Raw genomic sequence first — 19344 nt, forward strand, 5'->3', positions numbered from 1 at the left:
CCAGCTGAGCTACGGATGCAAAATGGCGGTGAGGCGGGGATTCGAACCCCGGATGCAGCTTTTGACCGCATACTCCCTTAGCAGGGGAGCGCCTTCAGCCTCTCGGCCACCTCACCACACAACGCCTCTTTCGAGTGCTTCGAGGAACTCGTTAAGAGCTTCTCGTCGCTGCGTGGCGCATATATTACTTTCTGGGACTTATAAGTCAAACAATTTTCCACATGCTTTTTTCGTTTGCACAATTCGCACCCAATTCGCATGTAAAAGCCGCAAAGAGAGTGTTTTATAAGCGGATTTTGCAGGCATCTTCACAGAATTGTGTTGAGAGAAGCGCGTCTTTTGGATGAGATAAGATTATGAGAGTGGTCAAAAACGAAGCGTTTGAAATAGAACGGTAACTTTATGCAGGAAAAATAGCAGGAGGGTTGCGTCTCGCCCGACAGCGAGACGCGACAATATCAGTAACTGGACTGCTGGGATTTTTCAGCCTGGATACGCTGGTAGATCTCTTCACGGTGGACAGATACTTCTTTAGGAGCGTTAACACCAATACGTACCTGGTTACCCTTTACCCCTAAAACTGTCACGGTGACCTCATCCCCAATCATGAGGGTCTCACCAACTCGACGAGTCAGAATCAGCATTCTTTGCTCCTTGAAAGATTAAAAGAGTCGGGTCTCTTGTATCCCGGCATTATCCATCATATAACGCCAAAAAGTAAGCGATGACAAACACGTAAAGTGTAAGCAGTCACGGCATCACATTCTGTTAAACGTAAGTTTAGCCGATATACACAAACTCAACCTGACTTTATCGTTATCGATAGCGCAGTGAGCAAGACGCCATAACGTTACCGCTATGGCGTCTGCTTGTGCTTTGTAGTTATTACAGTTTCGCGCTTACCCAGCTTTCAACGCTGGCTAATGCCGCGGGAAGTGCCGCCGCATCCGTACCACCGGCTTGCGCCATGTCCGGACGACCGCCACCTTTGCCACCCACCTGCTGGGCGACCATGCCAATCAGTTCCCCTGCTTTAACACGATCCGTCACATCCTTAGAGACGCCCGCAATCAGAGAAACCTTACCCTCTGCGACCGTTGCCAGCACGATAACTGTCGAACCAAGCTGGTTCTTCAGATCGTCGACCATGGTACGCAGCATCTTAGGCTCAACGCCCGCCAGATCGCTGACCAGCAGTTTGACGCCCTTAATGTCTACCGCTTTGCTGGAGAGATTTGCGCTCTCCTGCGCCGCAGCCTGTTCTTTCAGCTGCTGGAGTTCTTTTTCCAGCTGACGGGTACGATCCAGCGCGACACGCACTTTTTCGCCCAGGTTCTGACTATCGCCTTTCAGCAGCTGCGCGATCTCGTGCAGCTGGTCGCTCTGCGCATGCAGGCTGGCAATCGCGCCTTCCCCGGTCACCGCCTCAATACGACGCACGCCTGCCGCCGTCCCCGACTCGGAAACGATGCGGAACAAGCCGATGTCACCGGTGCGGTATGCGTGAGTACCGCCACACAGTTCGGTAGAGAAGTCGCCCATGCTCAGCACGCGAACGCGGTCGTCATATTTCTCGCCAAACAGCGCCATCGCACCTTTCTTCTTCGCTGCCTCGAGATCCATGATGTGGGTTTCGATTGGCAGGTTACGACGGATCTGGGCATTCACCAGGTCTTCCACCGCACGAATTTCAGACGGCTTCATCGCTTCAAAATGCGAGAAGTCGAAACGCAGCACTTTGTCATTAACCAGAGAACCTTTCTGTGCAACGTGCGTACCCAGCACTTCGCGCAGGGCTGCGTGCATCAGGTGGGTTGCCGAGTGGTTCAGACGAATGCGCGCGCGGCGAGCTTCGTCAACGTTGGCCTGAACGCCCTCGCCCACTTTCAGAGAGCCGGAAACCAGTTTGCCCTGGTGACCAATTGCCTGACCGTATTTCTGGGTATCGCTTACGCTGAAGCTGAAGCCATTGCCTTTCAGTTCGCCTTTATCGCCAACCTGGCCGCCCGATTCCGCATAGAACGGCGTTTTATCCAGGATAACAACCGCTTCCTGGCCCGCGCTAATGCTGTCTACGGCTTTACCGTCAACAAACAGCGCGGTTACGTTGCTGGTCAGGGCCAGCTCTTCGTAGCCTTTAAATTCAGACGCGCTATCAACGCGGATCATCGCGTTGTAGTCCGCGCCAAAACCGCTGGATTCACGCGCACGACGACGCTGCTCTTCCATTGCGGCTTCAAAGCCTGCTTCGTCAACTTTGATGTTGCGCTCGCGGCAAACGTCCGCGGTCAGGTCAACCGGGAAGCCGTAGGTGTCGTACAGGCGGAAAGCGGTTTCGCCATCCAGCGTGTCGCCCTTGAGTTTCGCCAGCTCGTCGTCCAGCAGCGCCAGACCGCGCTCCAGCGTACGGGCAAACTGCTCTTCTTCGGTTTTCAGAACCTGTTCAACCTGCGCCTGCTGGCGTTTCAGCTCGTCACCGGCAGAGCCCATCACGCCAATCAGTGGCCCAACGAGTTTATAGAAGAAGGTGTCCTTCGCGCCCAGCATGTTGCCATGGCGGATCGCACGACGAATGATACGACGCAGCACATAGCCACGGTTTTCATTCGACGGGATAACGCCGTCAGCAATCAGGAACGCACAGGAACGAATATGGTCTGCGATAACGCGCAGTGATTTGTTGCTCAGATCGGTTGCGCCCGTTACCTCAGCAACGGCTTTGATCAGGGTGCTGAACAGGTCAATCTCATAGTTGGAGTTAACGTGTTGCAGAACGGCCGCGATACGCTCAAGGCCCATACCGGTATCTACGGACGGTTTTGGCAGCGGCTCCATGGTGCCGTCGGCCTGACGGTTGAACTGCATGAAGACGATGTTCCAGATCTCAATGTAGCGATCGCCATCTTCTTCCGCGCTTCCCGGAGGGCCACCCCAGATGTGGTCGCCATGATCGTAGAAGATCTCGGTGCACGGACCGCAAGGGCCGGTGTCGCCCATCTGCCAGAAGTTATCAGACGCGTAAGGCGCGCCTTTGTTGTCACCGATACGGATGATACGTTCGCGCGGGATACCCACTTCTTTTTCCCAGATGTCGAACGCTTCGTCATCGGTCTCATACACGGTCACCCACAGACGCTCTTTCGGCAGATTGAACCAGTTTTCACCGGTCAGCAGTTCCCACGCGTATTGAATGGCGTCGTGTTTGAAATAGTCGCCGAAGCTGAAGTTACCCAGCATTTCGAAGAAGGTGTGGTGGCGCGCGGTGTAACCGACGTTTTCCAGATCGTTGTGTTTACCGCCCGCACGCACGCAACGCTGTGAGGTTGTGGCGCGGGAATAATTACGCTTGTCGAGACCAAGGAACACATCCTTGAACTGGTTCATCCCGGCGTTGGTAAACAGCAGAGTCGGGTCATTGTTCGGTACCAGGGAGCTGCTGGCAACAACCTGGTGTCCCTTACTATGGAAAAAATCGAGAAACGCCTGACGGATCTCAGCGGTGCTCTTGCTCATAATTATCCTGAAATCAAGCTAACGAAATGTCGCAGCAGATCTGTATCTGTAAACAGTTGGACGGACCAGCTACTGGAAAAAGTGGGAATAAGATAAGTTTTCTTTAGTGGGAAGTAAAATCCCGCATGCGTTCAATCGGTAAAATTACGCCAGATATCCTGAATATCTTCCATCAGGAAGCCGCGGTAGAGCAAAAAGCGCTGGATTTTAACTTTTTCTGAAAATTCACGCGGCAGCGGCTCACCGTACTTTCGTACCGCCTGCTCACGCGCCAGTTCGCACCAGTCAATTTCACTTTCGCGCATGGCTTTTTCAATCGATTCACGGGCTACCCCTTTCTGGTTCAGCTCCTGGCGGATACGCGCTGGCCCATAGCCTTTACGACCACGGCTGGCAAGAAAGCGAGCGGCAAAACGGCCGTCATCCAGATAGTGATGCTCGTAGCACCAGGCAACCACGCGGTCATAATCTTCCGCGGTGGCATCAATGTCTTCCGGACCGTTTTTGCTCATGACGGGCGCTGACAGTTTCCGCCGCAGCTCCTGTTCGCTATGGTCACGCACGGCAAGAATACGCACGGCCCGATCCAGCAAGCGTGAGTAGGCTGGTCGGCGTGATGTCGGTTCACTCATAAAAAACCTGTCGATTCAGAAATGCAAAAAGGGCCGCATCAGCAGCCCTTCATTTTTATCCGAGAGGATTAAAAGTCTTCGTTGGTTTCTTCAGCATCCGCGCCGTCGACCACGAAATCAGGTTTAGAGTCCTGGTTGTTCAGCAGGAGTTCACGCACCTTCTTCTCAATCTCTTTCGCCGCCGCCGGGTTCTCTTTCAGCCATGAGATAGCATTCGCTTTACCCTGACCAATCTTGTCACCGTTGTAGCTGTACCATGCGCCCGCTTTTTCAATCAGCTTCTCTTTCACGCCCAGGTCAACCAGCTCGCCGAGGAAGTTGATACCTTCGCCGTAGAGGATCTGGAACTCAGCCTGTTTGAACGGTGCTGCGATTTTGTTCTTCACAACCTTCACGCGGGTTTCGCTACCGACTACGTTATCCCCCTCTTTCACCGCGCCGATACGGCGGATATCCAGACGGACAGAAGCGTAGAATTTCAGAGCGTTACCGCCGGTGGTGGTTTCCGGGTTACCGAACATTACACCAATTTTCATACGGATCTGGTTGATGAAGATCAGCAGCGTATTGGACTGCTTCAGGTTACCCGCCAGCTTACGCATCGCCTGGCTCATCATACGTGCCGCGAGGCCCATGTGAGAGTCACCGATTTCACCTTCAATTTCCGCTTTTGGCGTCAGCGCCGCAACGGAGTCGACGATGATCACGTCAACCGCGCCTGAGCGCGCCAGCGCGTCACAAATTTCCAGTGCCTGCTCGCCGGTGTCCGGCTGGGAGCACAGCAGGTTGTCGATATCAACGCCCAGTTTACGGGCATAGACCGGGTCCAGCGCGTGCTCGGCATCGATAAACGCACAGGTTTTACCTTCGCGCTGTGCCGCCGCAACAACCTGCAACGTCAGGGTAGTTTTACCCGAGGATTCCGGACCGTAGATTTCTACGATACGGCCCATCGGCAAACCGCCAGCGCCCAGTGCGATATCAAGAGAAAGCGAACCAGTGGAGATAGTTTCCACATCCATGGAACGGTCTTCACCCAGGCGCATGATGGAGCCTTTACCGAATTGCTTTTCGATCTGGCCCAGTGCTGCCGCCAACGCTTTCTGTTTGTTTTCGTCGATAGCCATTATTACTCCTGTCATGCCGGGAGAAGCAACTGCGCTTCACCATGGACTTCTGTTCTGTTGAGGCAATTATACTGTATAGTCATACAGTATCAAGTATTTTGTAGAAATTGTTGCCAGAGCGTTTTTAACGCGTATTCCGTTGCCTGACGACGCACGCTTTCGCGGTCGCCGCTGAAGCATTCCCGGCGGGTGATCCCTTCACCTTTTGAGGTGGCAAAGCCAAACCAGACGGTGCCGACAGGCTTCACGTCGCTGCCGCCGTCCGGCCCCGCGATACCGCTGATGGAGATAGCGTAATCTGCGCGCGCCTCTTTCAGCGCGCCAATCGCCATCTCGATCACCACCGGCTCGCTGACCGCGCCATGCTGCTCAAGCGTGGCTTCACGCACGCCGATCATCTGCGCTTTCGCCTCGTTACTGTAGGTCACAAAGCCGCGTTCAAACCAGGCGGAACTGCCAGCAATATCGGTAATTGCTTTCGCCACCCAGCCGCCGGTGCAGGATTCTGCGGTCGTGAGAGTCGCGCCGCGCTGTTTCAGCGCCAGCCCCACCACTTCGCTTAGCTGCATCAATTCATGGTCAGTCATTCTCGCTCCAGGCCTTAGAAAAACATGCAGCACAAGATAGCACTTTCTCATCAAATATGGGGATGCGCGTCGGGTTTTACGAGGGGGCTTCAGAAAAAAGCCGATGCGGACGCATCGGCCAGAGAGACGCTTATTTCATGCTGTTAGCGAGGGTGTCCACATTGTGGCGAAACGCCTTGACGTAGGTGTCCGCCACGCCGCCCTTCGCGGACAGCGCTTCCGGGTAAAGTTCACCACCCGGCTGGGCGCCCGTGGCGGTCGCAATCTGCTTCACCAGGCGTGGGTCAAGCTGGTTTTCCATAAACCAGGTTTTCACGCCGTCAGCTTTAATCTGATTGATGATCTCCGCTACCTGCGCCGCGCTGGCTTCACTCTCAGACGACAGCCCCTGCGGCGCCATAAACGTCACGCCGTAGGCGCGGCTGAAATAGCCGAAGGCGTCGTGGCTGGTCAGCACTTTGCGCTTCGCCTGTGGGATGTCGCTGAAACGCTTTTTAGCCCAACCGTCCAGTTGAGAGAGCTGCGCAATATAGGGTTTACCGGTAGCTTCAAGCGCCGCCGTATCTTCAGGATCGGCCTTCACCAGCCCTGAGAGAATATTTTGCGCATACAGCGCGCCGTTCGCCGCGCTGTTCCACGCGTGCGGATCGGTCACGGTTTTACCGTCCTCTTCCAGCGTGTGCGTTTTCACGCCGTCCGAAGCAACCACCAGCTGGCCTTTGAATCCGGAGGCTTTCACCAGACGGTCGAGCCAGCCCTCCAGCCCCAGCCCATTGACCACCACCACGTCAGCTTTACTCAGCGCCGCGCTGTCTTTGGGCGAAGGTTCGAAAGTATGGGGATCACCGTCCGGCCCCACCAGCGTCGTCACCTTCACACGATCGCCGCCAACCTGCTGCGTGATGTCTCCCAGGATGGAAAAGCTGGTCACCACATTAAGCGTTTTCGCCATTACGCCGTGCGTCATCATGCCGAGCGCGAGCGCCACGGCTAATCCTGTACGTTTCATCGTTTCCCCTTGCGTTAAAAAAGCGCCCGCAGGCTATCCGCCAGCCTGCTGCGCGTGCTAAATAAAACTGAAATAAAGAACAATGCGCTGGCGGTCAGCACAATGGAGGGCCCGGCGGGCAGACTCACTGCCCAGGAAAGGCTTAAGCCCAGCCACGCGCAAAAAATACCGCTGATACCCGCCATCAAAAGTAACCCTGGCAGTGTGCGCACCCAGCAGCGTGCCGCCACGGCGGGTAACATCATCAGCCCGACGGCCATCAGCGTGCCGAGCACCTGAAAACCGGCTACCAGGTTGAGCACCAGCAGCGCCAGAAACAGACCGTGTAACATCCCGGGCAGCCAGCGCGCGTTCACCTGCAACCACGCGGTATCAAACGCTTCGCTGACCAGCCCCCGATAAAAAATCGCCAGCGTGAGGAGCGTGAACATGCAAACGCCCGTCACGAACAGGGCTGACGCGCTATCCACGGCGAGAATGGAGCCAAACAGAAGATGAAGCAGATCGACATTTGAACCGCGCAGCGACACCAGCGTGACGCCCAGCGCCAGCGAGCCCAGGTAAAACCCCGCGAAGCTGGCATCCTCTTTAAGCGGCGTGCGGCGGCTGACCAGCCCGGCCACCAGCGCAACGGCGATCCCGGCAATAAACCCGCCGACAGTCATTGCCAGCAGCGACATCCCGCTGAGCAGATAGCCCACCGCGACACCCGGCAAAATGGCGTGAGAAAGGGCGTCCCCCATCAGGCTCATCCGACGCAGCTGAAGAAATACGCCCAGCGCAGTGGTGCTGACGGAGAGCGCCAGGCAAACCACCAGCGCGCGCCGCATAAAGCCGTACTCAATAAACGGCTGGAAGAAGAGATGCCAGATCATGCCACCCTCACCCGCTCGGTTTTCCAGTGCGGCGTATCAGCATCCAGCCGCAGCGTTTGTGGGAAGTGGCGCGAGACGCGTTCGCTGTCGTGCAGTACCGCCAGCAGGGTCTGCCCCTGCATATACATCTCCAGCATCAGATCCATCAGCACGTTGCAGGTCGCTTCATCGACGCCGGTGAAAGGCTCATCCAGCATCACCAGCGGCGCCTGCTGCACCAAAACGCGGGCAAACAGCATGCGCTGAAACTGGCCGCCGGAAAGTTCATCTATGGTAGAGAACGCCATGGACTCCAGCCCCACGCGCTCCAGCGCGCCGGCAATGCGCATGCGGGTATTCCGACGAAAACCGGCAAACAGTGAGATTGCTGGCCAGCAGCCCATACTCACCACGTCCTGCACGGTCAGAGGAAATTGCGCCTCCAGCGCGTGACGCTGCGCCAGCCAGCCCACCACCGGACGTCTCCCCTGCCAGCGAAACGTACCGCTGACGGGCGGAATAAAGCCGGCGAGCGTTTTCAGCAGCGTGGATTTGCCGCAGCCGTTGGCCCCGACGATAGCGGTCATGCTCCCGCGTTCAATCACGCCGGACAGCGCGCGCGTAACGGGCTGGCGATCGTAACCCGCCACCAGGTCGTTCATCACGATCATGGCAACGCCACCGCCCAGCGCACGGCCAGGCCGAGAAACAGAATGAGCACCAGCGCCAGCAGCAGCCGAACCGGGGATGAGAGAGAAAACAGGGACATGGAAATCTCAATTCAATAATGATGTTATAACATAACAATAATGAAAGACGATTAAGATGTAAACGGTGGGAGTGAAATGGGAGTGTGGCGAAATGTTTCTGCAAAATTCCCCTCTCCCGTGGGAGAGGGTCAGGGTGAGGGCATCAGGCCGCACCGTGCATGCAGCCATGCCGGGTGGCGGCGTTGCCTTACCCGGCCTACCCGTCAGGGTAACTTACTGGCTAAACGGTGACGCTGCCGGCACACGCGCCTGAGACACCGCCAGCCCCAGCTGCCACACCGCCATCGCATAGTGCGTGCTGTGGTTGTAGCGGGTAATTGTGTAGAAGTTCGGCAGCCCGAACCAGTACTGATAACCGGTTCCGACATCCAGGCGCAGCAGGCTCACCTGGTCAACATTGCCCAGCGGCTGCGACGGCGTTAAGCCTGCCGCTGCCAGCTGCGCCACGCTGTATTTGGTTTTAAATCCGTTTTCCAGACCAAACGCCTCGCCGTTCGCCTGCACCGCCACCTGGCCGCCCGGCGTCCAGCCATGCGCTTTGAAGTAGTTGGCCACGCTGCCAATGGCGTCTTCGGGATCCCACAGGTTGATGTGACCATCCCCGTTAAAATCTACCGCGTACTGCTTATAGGAGGACGGCATAAACTGGCCGTAGCCCATTGCCCCGGCGAACGACCCTTTCAGATCGAGCGGATCGTCCTGTTCGTCTCGCGCCATCAGCAGGAAGGTTTCCAGCTCGGAAGAGAAATACTCGGCGCGGCGCGGGTAGTTGAAGGAGAGCGTCGCCAGCGCATCGAGGATGCGGGTTTTACCCATAATGCGTCCCCAGCGGGTCTCGACCCCAATAATACCGACGATGATCTCCGGCGGCACGCCATAGACCCGCCACGCACGGTTCAGGGCGTCTTCATACTGATTCCAGAACACCACGCCATTCTGCACGTTGTCCGGGGTAATAAACTGTTTGCGATAGCGCAGCCACGCGCCGTTTGGCCCGGTCGGCACCTGGGCTGTCGGCGCCTGCCTGTCCATCAGGCGCAGCACGTAGTCCAGACGCTTCGCCTGAGACAAAATGGCATGCAGCTGCTGGCGGTCAAAACCGTGCTTGCTCACCATTTTATCGATGAACTGTTCGGCCGCAGGGTTATTCGCGAAGTCGCCGCCCATCTGCATCATATTGTGCTGCGGCTCCAGCAGGAATCCTCCGGAAGGCGCGCCCGCCGTTGGCTGAGCGGCTTCGGTCTTGGGTTTGCTACTACAGGCGGACAGGAGAATAAGCGCAGGCAACAGCGCTGCATAACGACGCTTGAACATGTGGCATCCATTTAACGAGTTCGGTAAGAACCCAGTATGGTAAAGCATCCCCAACTCCTCAAGGAAGCGGTACGCACCTCCCCGACGCAAATCCGCGCTTTTTTCCACCAAAAATTATTCACCTCACCAATAAACTTTCAAAATAATACATTTTTCTTTCATTGTGAGATCTGATTAACACTTTAAAACCTTTCAAAGTGATTATTATTAGCCGCAGATAGACAAAAACAAACGCCCTACAGGAGAGAAGAATGATAGAAACCATCACCCACGGCGCCGAGTGGTTCATCGGGCTGTTTCAGAAAGGCGGCGAGGTATTCACCGGCATGGTGACCGGGATCCTGCCCCTGCTGATCAGCCTGCTGGTGATCATGAACGCCCTGATTAACTTTATCGGCCAGCAGCGTATTGAACGCTTCGCCCAGCGCTGTGCCGGCAATCCGCTGTCCCGCTACCTGATCCTGCCCTTCATCGGCACCTTTGTGTTCTGCAACCCGATGACCTTAAGCCTCGGCCGCTTTATGCCAGAGAAGTACAAGCCGAGTTATTACGCCGCCGCCTCCTACAGCTGCCATTCAATGAACGGCCTGTTCCCGCACATTAACCCCGGCGAGCTGTTTGTTTACCTCGGGATTGCCAGCGGTCTCACTACGCTGGGACTGCCGCTCGGCCCGCTGGCGGTGAGCTATCTGCTGGTCGGCCTGGTGACCAACTTCTTCCGCGGCTGGGTGACGGACCTCACTACCGCCATTTTTGAGAAAAAAATGGGCATTCAGCTTGATGAGAAAGTCCAGCTTTCGGGAGCCACAGTATGAATCGGATCCGCATAGAGAAAGGCACGGGCGGCTGGGGCGGCCCGCTGGAGTTCGACGCTACCGAAGGCAAAAAGATCGTCTACATCACCGCGGGCACGCGCCCGGCGATCGTCGACACGCTGCGCGAGCTGACCGGCTGGGAAGCAGTCGACGGCTTCAAAGAGGGCGAGCCGCCGGAAGCGGAAATCGGCGTGGCGGTAATCGACTGCGGCGGCACCCTGCGCTGCGGCATCTACCCGAAGCGCCGCATTCCGACGGTGAATATTCACTCCACGGGCAAATCAGGCCCGCTGGCGCAGTACATCCTTGAGGACATTTATGTCTCGGGCGTGAAGGAGGACAACATCACGCTGGTGAATGGCACATCCGCACCGCAAAAAGCGGCCCCGCGCGAGTACGACACCAGCAAAAAAATCACCGAGCAGAGCGACGGCCTGCTGGCGAAGGTCGGGATGGGGATGGGGTCCGCCGTGGCGGTGCTGTTTCAGTCCGGGCGCGACACCATCGACACGGTGCTGAAAACCATTCTGCCGTTTATGGCGTTCGTCTCGGCGCTGATCGGCATCATCATGGCCTCCGGCCTCGGCGATTGGATTGCCCACGGCCTCGCCCCGCTCGCCAGCCACCCGCTCGGCCTGGTGACGCTGGCGCTGATCTGCTCCTTCCCGCTGCTGTCGCCGTTTCTTGGCCCGGGCGCGGTGATTGCCCAGGTCATTGGCGTGCTGATTGGCGTGCAGATTGGTCTGGGGAATATTCCCCCGCACCTCGCCCTACCCGCCCTGTTTGCCATTAACGCTCAGGCGGCGTGCGACTTCATCCCCGTCGGGCTGTCGCTGGCGGAAGCGCGCCAGGAGACCGTGCGCGTGGGCGTCCCCTCCGTGCTGGTGAGCCGCTTCCTGACGGGCGCGCCAACGGTGCTAATTGCCTGGTTTGTCTCCGGCTTTATTTATCAATAAGAGGTTCCTGCCATGACCGTGATTTACCAGACCACCATTACCCGCATCGGCCAGAGCGCAGCCGATGCGCTGAGCGACCAGATGCTGATCACCTTCCGCGAAGGCGCCCCGGCAGATATCGAAGAGTTTTGCTTTATCCACTGCCACGGCGAGTTAAACGGCGAGCTGAAGGCCGGTGGCCAGCTGGAGCTGGGCAAGGCGCGCTATGCCGTAACCGCCGTCGGTGAGGTCGCCGAGCAAAACCTGCGCGAACTGGGGCACATCACCTTGCGTTTCGACGGCCAGCCGCAGGCGGAGTATCCCGGCACGGTTCACGTTGAGGGGCCGGTTCCGCAGGCTGTCACCCCAGGCTGCACGTTAAAATTTATTTCGTAATAAAGGAGAGACACATGAGTCAGGTTGCCGTTGTCATTGGTGGGGGACAAACCTTAGGCGAGTTCCTCTGCCATGGGCTTGCCGCAGAGGGCTACCGCGTGGCGGTCGTGGATATTCAGAGTGAGAAAGCCGCCCGCGTAGCGGACGCCATCAACACCGAATTTGGCGAAGGGATGGCGTATGGATTTGGCGCCGACGCCACCAGCGAGCAGAGCGTGATGGCGCTGGCCCGCGGCGTGGATGAGATTTTTGGTCGCACCGATCTGCTGGTCTACAGCGCGGGGATTGCGAAAGCGGCCTTTATCAGCGATGTCGAACTGGGGGATTTTGATCGCTCGTTGCAGGTGAATCTGGTGGGCTATTTCCTCTGCGCCCGCGAATTTTCCCGTCTGATGATCCGCGACGGTATTCAGGGTCGCATCATTCAGATCAACTCAAAATCGGGGAAAGTGGGCAGCAAGCACAACTCCGGCTACAGCGCGGCGAAGTTTGGCGGCGTCGGGCTGACGCAGTCTCTGGCGCTGGATCTGGCCGAATACGGCATAACCGTGCACGCGCTGATGCTAGGTAACCTGCTGAAATCCCCGATGTTCCAGTCCCTGCTGCCGAAGTATGCCGCCAAACTTGGCATCAAAGCGGAGGACGTCGAACAGTACTACATCGACAAAGTGCCGCTGAAGCGCGGGTGCGATTATCAGGACGTGCTGAACATGCTGCTGTTTTACGCCAGCCCGAAAGCCTCGTACTGCACCGGGCAGTCGATTAACGTCACCGGTGGGCAGGTGATGTTCTGAGTTCATTCCCCGGTGGCGCTGCGCTTACCTGGGCTACAATCCCCGTAGGCCGGGTAAGGCGCAGCCGCCACCCGGCAGTTAAGGAGCCGATATGGTCACCGCACTCATCACCGTCGCCGCCCTCGCCTGGCTTTGCCAGATGGCGTTTGGCGGCTGGCAAATCCATCAGTTTAACCGCGCCTTTGACGCCCTGTGCCAGAAAGGCCGCGTGGGCGTTGGGCGTTCCGGCGGACGCTTTAAACCGCGGGTTGTCGTCGCTATTGCGCTGGATGAAAACAATATGGTTTGCGATTCCCTCATCATGCGCGGCGTAACGGTGTTTGCCCGTCCGACCAAAATCCAGGCGATCGACGGCATTTCGCTGCATGATTTACAACCTGATGTGATCTTCCCCCATGATTCACTCTGTCAGAATGCACTATCATTAGCGCTTAATCTGAAACATGGATAATTTCGTTGTGAAAGTTATAAACTTGCGGAATTATCATTTCGCAACGTAAGGAACGAAGCGCCTATGAAACCACGTCAGCGGCAGGCGGCCATACTTGAGCATCTGCAAAAGCAGGGAAAGTGCTCGGTAGAGGATCTGGCCCACTACTTTGACACCACCGGCACGACAATACGCAAGGACCTGGTGTTGCTCGAAAACTCCGGCGCCGTCATTCGTACCTACGGCGGCGTGGTGCTCAATAAAGACGAAGCCGACCCGCCTATCGACCACAAAACGCTGATCAATACTCACCAGAAAGCGCTGATTGCCGAAGCCGCCGTCAAATTTATCCAGGACGGCGATTCCATTATCCTCGACGCAGGCAGTACCGTCCTACAGATGATCCCGCTGCTCAGCCGCTTTAATAACATCACCGTGATGACCAACAGCCTGCACATCGTCAATGCCCTGTCAGAGTTCGACAGCGAGCAGACCATCCTGATGCCCGGCGGCACCTTTCGTAAAAAATCGGCGTCGTTTCACGGGCAGCTGGCGGAGAATGCCTTCGACCACTTCAGCTTCGATAAGCTGTTTATGGGCACGGACGGCATCGACCTCAACGCGGGCGTGACCACCTTCAACGAGGTGTTCAGCGTCAGCAAAGCGATGTGCAACGCCGCGCGGGAAGTGATTTTGATGGCGGACTCGTCGAAGTTTGGCCGTAAAAGCCCCAACATTGTCTGTAGCCTTGAAAGCGTCGATAAGCTGATTACCGACGCAGGTATCGATCCGGCATTTAAAAAAGCGCTGGAAGCGAAGGGCATCGACGTGATCGTAACCGGAGAGAAAAATGAGTGATTTTCTGTTAAACGCAGGCCGTCAGACCCTGCTGCTGGAGCTACAGGAAGCCAGCCGCCTGCCGGAGCGTCTGGGTGAGGATTTTGTTCGTGCAGCCAACACCATTATCCACTGCGAGGGCAAAGTGATCGTGGCGGGTATCGGTAAATCCGGTCATATCGGCAAGAAGATTGCCGCGACGCTTGCCAGCACCGGCACCCCGGCGTTCTTCGTGCATCCTGCCGAAGCGCTGCACGGCGATCTGGGGATGATCGAAAGCCGCGACGTGATGCTGTTTATCTCCTACTCCGGTTCAGCCAAAGAGCTGGATCTCATCATCCCTCGCCTGCAAGAAAAATCGGTGGCCCTGTTAGCGATGACCGGCAAATCCCGTTCGCCGCTGGCGCTGGCCGCGAAAGCAACGCTGGATATTTCCGTTGAGCGCGAAGCCTGTCCGATGCACCTGGCACCGACCTCCAGCACCGTCAACACGCTGATGATGGGCGACGCCCTGGCGATGGCGGTGATGCAGGCGCGCGGTTTTAATGAGGAAGATTTCGCCCGCTCCCATCCTGCGGGCGCGCTTGGGGCTCGTCTGCTCAACAAAGTTCACCACCTGATGCGCACGGACGATGCCATTCCTCAGGTCAAACTCGACACCAGCGTGATGGACGCCATGCTGGAGCTGAGCCGCACCGGGCTGGGGCTGGTTGCGGTATGCAACAATGACCGCCAGGTGAAGGGCGTCTTCACCGACGGCGACCTGCGCCGCTGGCTGGTGGGCGGCGGCAAGCTGGAGGCGCGGGTATCCGAAGCAATGACCCAGGGCGGGCTGACGCTGAATGCCGACAGCCGCGCGATTGAAGCCAAAGAGGTGCTGATGAAGCGCAAAATCACCGCCGCGCCGGTGGTGGACGAGCACGGCAGGCTGTGCGGCGCGATCAACCTGCAAGACTTCTACCAGGCGGGGATTATTTAACCCTTCAGCCCCAGACGTTTCGCCAGCCTGTGAAGGTTGGCGACGTCCATCTCCAGCGCCCGCGCGCACGCCGCCCAGCTGCGGTTATTCTGCTCCAGCGCGCGGGCGATCATCTGACGCTGGAACGCATCCGTCGCCTCGCGCAGGTTTTCGTTCACGCTCTCAGGTATCACCGGCTTCACGGGCGGCATCGTTTCCTCATGCAGCGCGAAATGGCGCGCATGAATAACCACTTCATCCCCCGAACGCGTTGCCCGCGCCAGCACCACCGCGCGGTGGATCGCATGTTCCAGCTCACGCACGTTACCCGGCCAGCCGTAGCTCAGCAGGTGCGTCCTCGCGCCGGGACTTAGCACCACGCGGGAAAGCCCCATTTTGAGCCGACACTGTTCGCAGAAAAAGCCCGCCAGCAGAACCACATCCTCGCCCCGCTCGCGCAGCGGCGGCACCGTGAGCGGGAACACGCTCAGACGGTGGAACAGATCGGCGCGGAAATTCCCCGCCAGCACCTCTTCGCGCAGATCGCGGTTCGTCGCCGCCAGCACGCGCACATCCACGCGTAAGCTGCGATCGTCTCCCACGCGTTGAATATCGCCATACTGCAACACCCGCAGCAGTTTGGCCTGGAGCGAAAGGGAGAGTTCGCCAATTTCATCGAGGAACAGCGTGCCGTTATCAGCCATTTCGAACTTGCCGCTGCGGTTGCTGATCGCCCCGGTAAAGGCCCCTTTGACGTGTCCGAACAGCTCGCTTTCCGCCACGCTTTCCGGCAACGCCGCGCAGTTGAGATAGACCAGCGGATTCACCGCACGGGGCGAGGCTTCGTGGATCGCTTTTGCCACCAGCTCTTTACCGGTGCCGGTCTCCCCGAAGATCAGCACGTTCAAATCAGACGCGGCGACAATCTCAATCTCTTTTTTGAGCTGCGCCATGCCCGGCGAAAGGCCGATCATTTCGGTGTGCGCCACCTGCTCAAACGCCGTCGGGCTACCCGGAAGAATATTCTGGCTCTCCAGCTGTTCTATCAGCAGGGCGTTGTTCAGCGCCCCGGCCGCCAGCGCGGCAATCAGCCGTAGCTCTTCGTCGCTGAAGGTATCGAACTGATCAGGCGACATGCCGTCGAGGGTTAACGCGCCAATCAGGTTCTGCCCGGCAAACAGCGGCAGGCCGATACAGGCGTGCACCTTCAGGCTCTCCTGTCCGGGGATCAGGCCGTCGTAAGGATCGGGCAGATCGCTGTCTGCCGGGAAACGCACCACGTCACCCGCGCGGGCGATGGTTTCCAGACGCGGGTGGCCCTCCAGGGTAAAGCGCCGCCCGAGTACGTCCTTCGCCAGACCGTCGATAGCCAGCGGAATAAACTGCCGCCCTTCGTAACGCAGCAGCGCCGACGCATCGCAATCCAGCACGTGGCGCAACGTGGAGATCAGCCGCTGAAAGCGGTCCTGATGACCAATACCGGTTTGCAGTTCTATGGCGATCTTCGCCAGCACATCTACGGAAAAGCTCATCTCTGCCTCACTGTCATTTTGACAATACATAGTGTCATATTGACAACTTTTAAGATAGTCAAAATGACTACCCACTAAAGAGCATCGAAACGAAAACACATTATTTTCAATAAGTTAAAAAGTTGGCACGCAACTTGATATATGACAGTCATCTTATTTGAAAACGCCGTATTAAGTTGAGGTTGCTATGTCTATTCTGGTTAAAAATAACATTCATTGGGTGGGTCAACGTGACTGGGAAGTACGTGATTTTCACGGGACGGAATACAAAACGCTGCGCGGCAGCAGCTACAACAGCTATCTCATTCGTGAAGGTAAAAACGTCCTGATCGATACCGTCGATCACAAATTCAGCCGCGAGTTCGTGCAGAACCTGCGCAGCGAAATCGATCTGAATGAGATCGACTACATTATCATCAACCACGCGGAAGAGGATCATGCCGGGGCGCTGACCGAGCTGATGTCCCACATTCCGGATACCCCGATCTACTGCACCACCAACGCCATTGACTCCATCAACGGCCACCACCACCATCCGGAGTGGAACTTCCACACCGTGAAAACCGGCGACACGCTGGATATCGGCAATGGCAAACAGCTGATCTTCGTGGAAACCCCAATGCTGCACTGGCCGGACAGCATGATGACCTACATGACCGGTGACGCGGTGCTGTTCAGTAACGACGCCTTCGGCCAGCACTACTGTGACGAACGTCTGTTCAACGACGAAGTGGATCAGACCGAGCTGTTCGAACAGTGCCAGCGCTACTACGCCAACATCCTGACCCCGTTCAGCCGTCTGGTCACGCCAAAAATCACCGAGATCCTCGGCTTCAACCTGCCGGTGGATATGATTGCCACCTCCCACGGCGTGGTATGGCGTGAAAATCCAACCCAGATTGTCGAACTGTACCTGAAGTGGGCGGCGGACTATCAGGAAGATCGCATCACCATCTTCTACGACACCATGTCCAACAACACCCGCATGATGGCGGACGCCATTGCCCAGGGCATCAACGAAGTTGACCCGAACGTGGCGGTGAAAATCTTCAACGTGGCGCGCAGCGATAAGAATGAGGTATTGACCAACGTCTTCCGCTCCAAAGGCGTGCTTGTGGGTACCTCCACCATGAATAACGTAATGATGCCGAAAATTGCCGGACTGGTGGAAGAGATGACCGGCCTGCGCTTTCGTAACAAACGCGCCAGCGCCTTTGGTTCACACGGCTGGAGCGGCGGCGCGGTAGACCGTCTCTCCACCCGTTTACAGGATGCCGGTTTTGAAATGTCCCTGAGCCTGAAGGCGAAATGGCGTCCGGATCTCGACGCGCTGGAAATCTGTCGCCAGCACGGTCGCGACATTGCTCGCCAGTGGGCGCTTGCGCCGCTGCCGGAAACCGCACCCGCCGCGGCGGTTACGCCGAAAGCTGTAGCAGAAGCCGCTCCTGCCGCTGCCGACCTCGGCCCTTGCATGCAGTGCAGCGTCTGCCAGTGGATTTACGATCCTGAGCTGGGCGAGCCGTTGCAGGATGTCGCGCCGGGTACGCCGTGGAGCGAGGTGCCGGACAATTTCCTCTGCCCGGAATGTTCCCTCGGGAAAGACGTCTTTGATGAACTGGCAACGGAGGCAAAATGAGCCACGGCATCGTCATTATCGGCTCGGGCTTTGCCGCCCGCCAGCTGGTGAAAAATATCCGCAAACAGGATGCTAACGTGCCGTTGACGGTGATCGCCGCCGACAGCATGGATGAGTACAACAAGCCTGATTTAAGCCACGTTATTAGCCAGAATCAGCGCGCCGACGATCTCACCCGCCAGACGGCGGGGGAGTTTGCCGAACAGTTTAACCTGCGTCTGTTTCCGTACACCTGGGTCACCGACATCGACGCCGACGCCCACGTGGTGAACGCGAAAAATAAAACCTGGCAGTACGACAAACTGGTGCTGGCGACGGGGGCATCGGCGTTTGTGCCGCCGGTTGAGGGCCGCGAGCTGATGGTCACGCTCAACAGCCAGCAGGAGTATCAGGCCAGCGAGACCCTGTTACGCGACGCCACGCGGGTGATGATTGTCGGCGGCGGACTGATTGGCACCGAGCTGGCGATGGACTTCTGCCGGGCGGGAAAATCCGTCACCCTGGTTGACCACGCGGCCAGCATTCTGTCAGCGCTGATGCCAGCAGAAGTAAGCAGTCGCTTACAGCATCGTCTGACCGACATGGGCGTGCATCTGCTGCTGAAATCGCAGTTACAGAGCCTAAGCAAAACCGAAACCGGCATTTGTGCGACGCTCGACCGCAACCGCAGCGTGGAAGTGGGTGTGGTTATTGCGGCGACGGGGTTGCGCCCGGAAACCGCGCTGGCGCACCGCGCGGGCGCAGAGATCAATCGCGGCGTGAAGGTGGACAGCTACCTGCAAACCACCCAGCCGGACATTTATGCCCTGGGCGACTGCGCGGAAATTAACGGCCAGGTGCTGCCGTTCCTGCAACCGATTCAGTTAAGCGCCATGTTCCTGGCGAAAAACCTGCTCGGCGGCAACGCCCCGGTGAAATTACCCGCCATGCTGGTGAAGGTAAAAACGCCGGAACTACCGCTGCATCTCGCAGGTGAAACGCAGCGTCAGGATCTGGACTGGGAGATTGTCCTTTCGCCTCAGGGCATGGTGGCGCGCGGCACCGATACCGACGGTCAGATGCGCGCCTTTGTCGTCAGCGAAGACAGAATGAAGGAGGCCTTCGCGCTGCTGAAATCGCTACCAGCTTAACCCTCGTCATGCCGGGTGGCGCTCCGCTTACCCGGCCTACAGTACTGCCACGCTTACTTAACCTTTGGATTTTGT

19 protein-coding genes and 1 tRNA gene are annotated in these 19344 nt (G+C 57.5%); 9 read left to right on the forward strand and 11 right to left on the reverse strand.

From position 1 onward, the window contains the following. Positions 1-23: 23 nt before the first annotated feature. The 10 genes from INF61_RS09960 to mltB all read right to left on the reverse strand — a co-directional run bounded on the left by INF61_RS09960 (position 24) and on the right by mltB (position 9806). Positions 24-116: transfer RNA gene (locus INF61_RS09960), tRNA-Ser, on the reverse strand. Positions 117-458: 342 nt separating this feature from the next. Further along, entirely contained in the window at positions 459-644 is a 186-nt protein-coding gene (gene csrA / locus INF61_RS09965) for a carbon storage regulator CsrA (RefSeq protein ID WP_000906486.1), read from the reverse strand. Positions 645-885: 241 nt separating this feature from the next. Then, complete coding sequence (alaS, locus tag INF61_RS09970; protein WP_032649282.1) at positions 886-3513, reverse strand: alanine--tRNA ligase; 2628 nt, start codon at positions 3511-3513, stop codon at positions 886-888. Between the two features lie 131 nt (positions 3514-3644). Then, positions 3645-4145, reverse strand: a complete 501-nt coding sequence (gene recX / locus INF61_RS09975; protein WP_017382782.1) for a recombination regulator RecX — start codon at positions 4143-4145, stop codon at positions 3645-3647. Between the two features lie 68 nt (positions 4146-4213). Further along, positions 4214-5272 (reverse strand): recombinase RecA, encoded by a 1059-nt coding sequence (gene recA / locus INF61_RS09980; protein WP_015571667.1) that lies wholly within the window; start codon positions 5270-5272, stop codon positions 4214-4216. An 89-nt stretch (positions 5273-5361) separates the two neighbouring features. Next, positions 5362-5859, reverse strand: a complete 498-nt coding sequence (gene pncC, locus INF61_RS09985) for a nicotinamide-nucleotide amidase (protein ID WP_003862172.1) — start codon at positions 5857-5859, stop codon at positions 5362-5364. 130 nt (positions 5860-5989) lie between these two features. After that, positions 5990-6868, reverse strand: a complete 879-nt coding sequence (locus INF61_RS09990; protein ID WP_022649141.1) for a metal ABC transporter substrate-binding protein — start codon at positions 6866-6868, stop codon at positions 5990-5992. Between the two features lie 14 nt (positions 6869-6882). Then, positions 6883-7743: a metal ABC transporter permease gene (locus INF61_RS09995; RefSeq protein WP_193547739.1), complete on the reverse strand. Its 861-nt coding sequence runs from the start codon at positions 7741-7743 to the stop codon at positions 6883-6885. Continuing rightward, entirely contained in the window at positions 7740-8393 is a 654-nt protein-coding gene (locus tag INF61_RS10000; RefSeq protein WP_058700977.1) for a metal ABC transporter ATP-binding protein, read from the reverse strand. Before INF61_RS10000 ends, INF61_RS09995 begins: the two co-directional genes overlap by 4 nt. A gap of 312 nt (positions 8394-8705) precedes the next feature. Beyond that, the gene (mltB, locus tag INF61_RS10005; RefSeq protein WP_193547740.1) at positions 8706-9806 is read right to left on the reverse strand and encodes a lytic murein transglycosylase B; all 1101 of its coding nucleotides are present in this window, start codon (positions 9804-9806) and stop codon (positions 8706-8708) included. A 251-nt stretch (positions 9807-10057) separates the two neighbouring features. Between mltB and srlA the strand changes: the two genes are divergently transcribed. The 7 genes from srlA to gutQ all read left to right on the forward strand — a co-directional run bounded on the left by srlA (position 10058) and on the right by gutQ (position 14992). Continuing rightward, on the forward strand, positions 10058-10621 hold the full coding sequence (srlA, locus tag INF61_RS10010; protein ID WP_015571673.1) for a PTS glucitol/sorbitol transporter subunit IIC: 564 nt from the start codon (positions 10058-10060) through the stop codon (positions 10619-10621). Further along, positions 10618-11577: a PTS glucitol/sorbitol transporter subunit IIB gene (locus INF61_RS10015; RefSeq protein ID WP_015571674.1), complete on the forward strand. Its 960-nt coding sequence runs from the start codon at positions 10618-10620 to the stop codon at positions 11575-11577. Before srlA ends, INF61_RS10015 begins: the two co-directional genes overlap by 4 nt. 12 nt (positions 11578-11589) lie before the next feature. Beyond that, on the forward strand, positions 11590-11952 hold the full coding sequence (gene srlB / locus INF61_RS10020; RefSeq protein WP_193547741.1) for a PTS glucitol/sorbitol transporter subunit IIA: 363 nt from the start codon (positions 11590-11592) through the stop codon (positions 11950-11952). Between the two features lie 14 nt (positions 11953-11966). Next, the gene (gene srlD / locus INF61_RS10025; RefSeq protein ID WP_023304309.1) at positions 11967-12746 is read left to right on the forward strand and encodes a sorbitol-6-phosphate dehydrogenase; all 780 of its coding nucleotides are present in this window, start codon (positions 11967-11969) and stop codon (positions 12744-12746) included. Positions 12747-12837: 91 nt separating this feature from the next. Then, the gene (gene gutM / locus INF61_RS10030; protein ID WP_023304310.1) at positions 12838-13197 is read left to right on the forward strand and encodes a transcriptional regulator GutM; all 360 of its coding nucleotides are present in this window, start codon (positions 12838-12840) and stop codon (positions 13195-13197) included. Between the two features lie 63 nt (positions 13198-13260). After that, positions 13261-14034 (forward strand): DNA-binding transcriptional repressor, encoded by a 774-nt coding sequence (locus INF61_RS10035; protein WP_015571676.1) that lies wholly within the window; start codon positions 13261-13263, stop codon positions 14032-14034. Next, positions 14027-14992, forward strand: coding sequence for an arabinose-5-phosphate isomerase GutQ (gene gutQ, locus INF61_RS10040; RefSeq protein ID WP_193547742.1), 966 nt, complete (start codon positions 14027-14029; stop codon positions 14990-14992). The genes INF61_RS10035 and gutQ overlap by 8 nt, the downstream gene beginning before the upstream one ends. Here the strand turns inward: gutQ and norR are convergent. Further along, positions 14989-16503 carry a nitric oxide reductase transcriptional regulator NorR gene (gene norR, locus INF61_RS10045; protein ID WP_017382788.1) on the reverse strand — a complete coding sequence of 505 codons (1515 nt, stop codon included), beginning with the start codon at positions 16501-16503 and terminating at the stop codon, positions 14989-14991. The two genes, gutQ and norR, sit on opposite strands and share 4 nt — an antisense overlap. Positions 16504-16690: 187 nt before the next feature. Between norR and norV the strand changes: the two genes are divergently transcribed. Both norV and norW read left to right on the forward strand, forming a co-directional pair. After that, the gene (gene norV / locus INF61_RS10050) at positions 16691-18139 is read left to right on the forward strand and encodes an anaerobic nitric oxide reductase flavorubredoxin (protein WP_017692783.1); all 1449 of its coding nucleotides are present in this window, start codon (positions 16691-16693) and stop codon (positions 18137-18139) included. Then, positions 18136-19269 (forward strand): NADH:flavorubredoxin reductase NorW, encoded by a 1134-nt coding sequence (gene norW / locus INF61_RS10055; RefSeq protein ID WP_193547743.1) that lies wholly within the window; start codon positions 18136-18138, stop codon positions 19267-19269. Before norV ends, norW begins: the two co-directional genes overlap by 4 nt. Positions 19270-19344: the final 75 nt, after the last annotated feature.

Origin of the sequence: Enterobacter cloacae complex sp. P18RS (assembly GCF_014982105.1) — a bacterium.
GTDB lineage: Bacteria > Pseudomonadota > Gammaproteobacteria > Enterobacterales > Enterobacteriaceae > Enterobacter > Enterobacter hormaechei_C.

Bases quoted from the DNA above. Each gene is read 5' to 3' on its own strand.
- norR (WP_017382788.1), bottom strand. From the start codon at position 16,503: ATGAGCTTTTCCGTAGATGTGCTGGCGAAGATCGCCATAGAACTGCAA.
- INF61_RS10035 (WP_015571676.1), top strand. From the start codon at position 13,261: ATGAAACCACGTCAGCGGCAGGCGGCCATACTTGAGCATCTGCAAAAG.
- csrA (WP_000906486.1), bottom strand. From the start codon at position 644: ATGCTGATTCTGACTCGTCGAGTTGGTGAGACCCTCATGATTGGGGAT.
- recA (WP_015571667.1), bottom strand. From the start codon at position 5,272: ATGGCTATCGACGAAAACAAACAGAAAGCGTTGGCGGCAGCACTGGGC.
- alaS (WP_032649282.1), bottom strand. From the start codon at position 3,513: ATGAGCAAGAGCACCGCTGAGATCCGTCAGGCGTTTCTCGATTTTTTC.
- INF61_RS09990 (WP_022649141.1), bottom strand. From the start codon at position 6,868: ATGAAACGTACAGGATTAGCCGTGGCGCTCGCGCTCGGCATGATGACG.
- norV (WP_017692783.1), top strand. From the start codon at position 16,691: ATGTCTATTCTGGTTAAAAATAACATTCATTGGGTGGGTCAACGTGAC.
- pncC (WP_003862172.1), bottom strand. From the start codon at position 5,859: ATGACTGACCATGAATTGATGCAGCTAAGCGAAGTGGTGGGGCTGGCG.
- INF61_RS09995 (WP_193547739.1), bottom strand. From the start codon at position 7,743: ATGATCTGGCATCTCTTCTTCCAGCCGTTTATTGAGTACGGCTTTATG.
- INF61_RS10000 (WP_058700977.1), bottom strand. From the start codon at position 8,393: ATGATCGTGATGAACGACCTGGTGGCGGGTTACGATCGCCAGCCCGTT.
- INF61_RS10015 (WP_015571674.1), top strand. From the start codon at position 10,618: ATGAATCGGATCCGCATAGAGAAAGGCACGGGCGGCTGGGGCGGCCCG.
- recX (WP_017382782.1), bottom strand. From the start codon at position 4,145: ATGAGTGAACCGACATCACGCCGACCAGCCTACTCACGCTTGCTGGAT.
- srlD (WP_023304309.1), top strand. From the start codon at position 11,967: ATGAGTCAGGTTGCCGTTGTCATTGGTGGGGGACAAACCTTAGGCGAG.
- norW (WP_193547743.1), top strand. From the start codon at position 18,136: ATGAGCCACGGCATCGTCATTATCGGCTCGGGCTTTGCCGCCCGCCAG.
- gutQ (WP_193547742.1), top strand. From the start codon at position 14,027: ATGAGTGATTTTCTGTTAAACGCAGGCCGTCAGACCCTGCTGCTGGAG.
- mltB (WP_193547740.1), bottom strand. From the start codon at position 9,806: ATGTTCAAGCGTCGTTATGCAGCGCTGTTGCCTGCGCTTATTCTCCTG.
- gutM (WP_023304310.1), top strand. From the start codon at position 12,838: ATGGTCACCGCACTCATCACCGTCGCCGCCCTCGCCTGGCTTTGCCAG.
- srlA (WP_015571673.1), top strand. From the start codon at position 10,058: ATGATAGAAACCATCACCCACGGCGCCGAGTGGTTCATCGGGCTGTTT.
- srlB (WP_193547741.1), top strand. From the start codon at position 11,590: ATGACCGTGATTTACCAGACCACCATTACCCGCATCGGCCAGAGCGCA.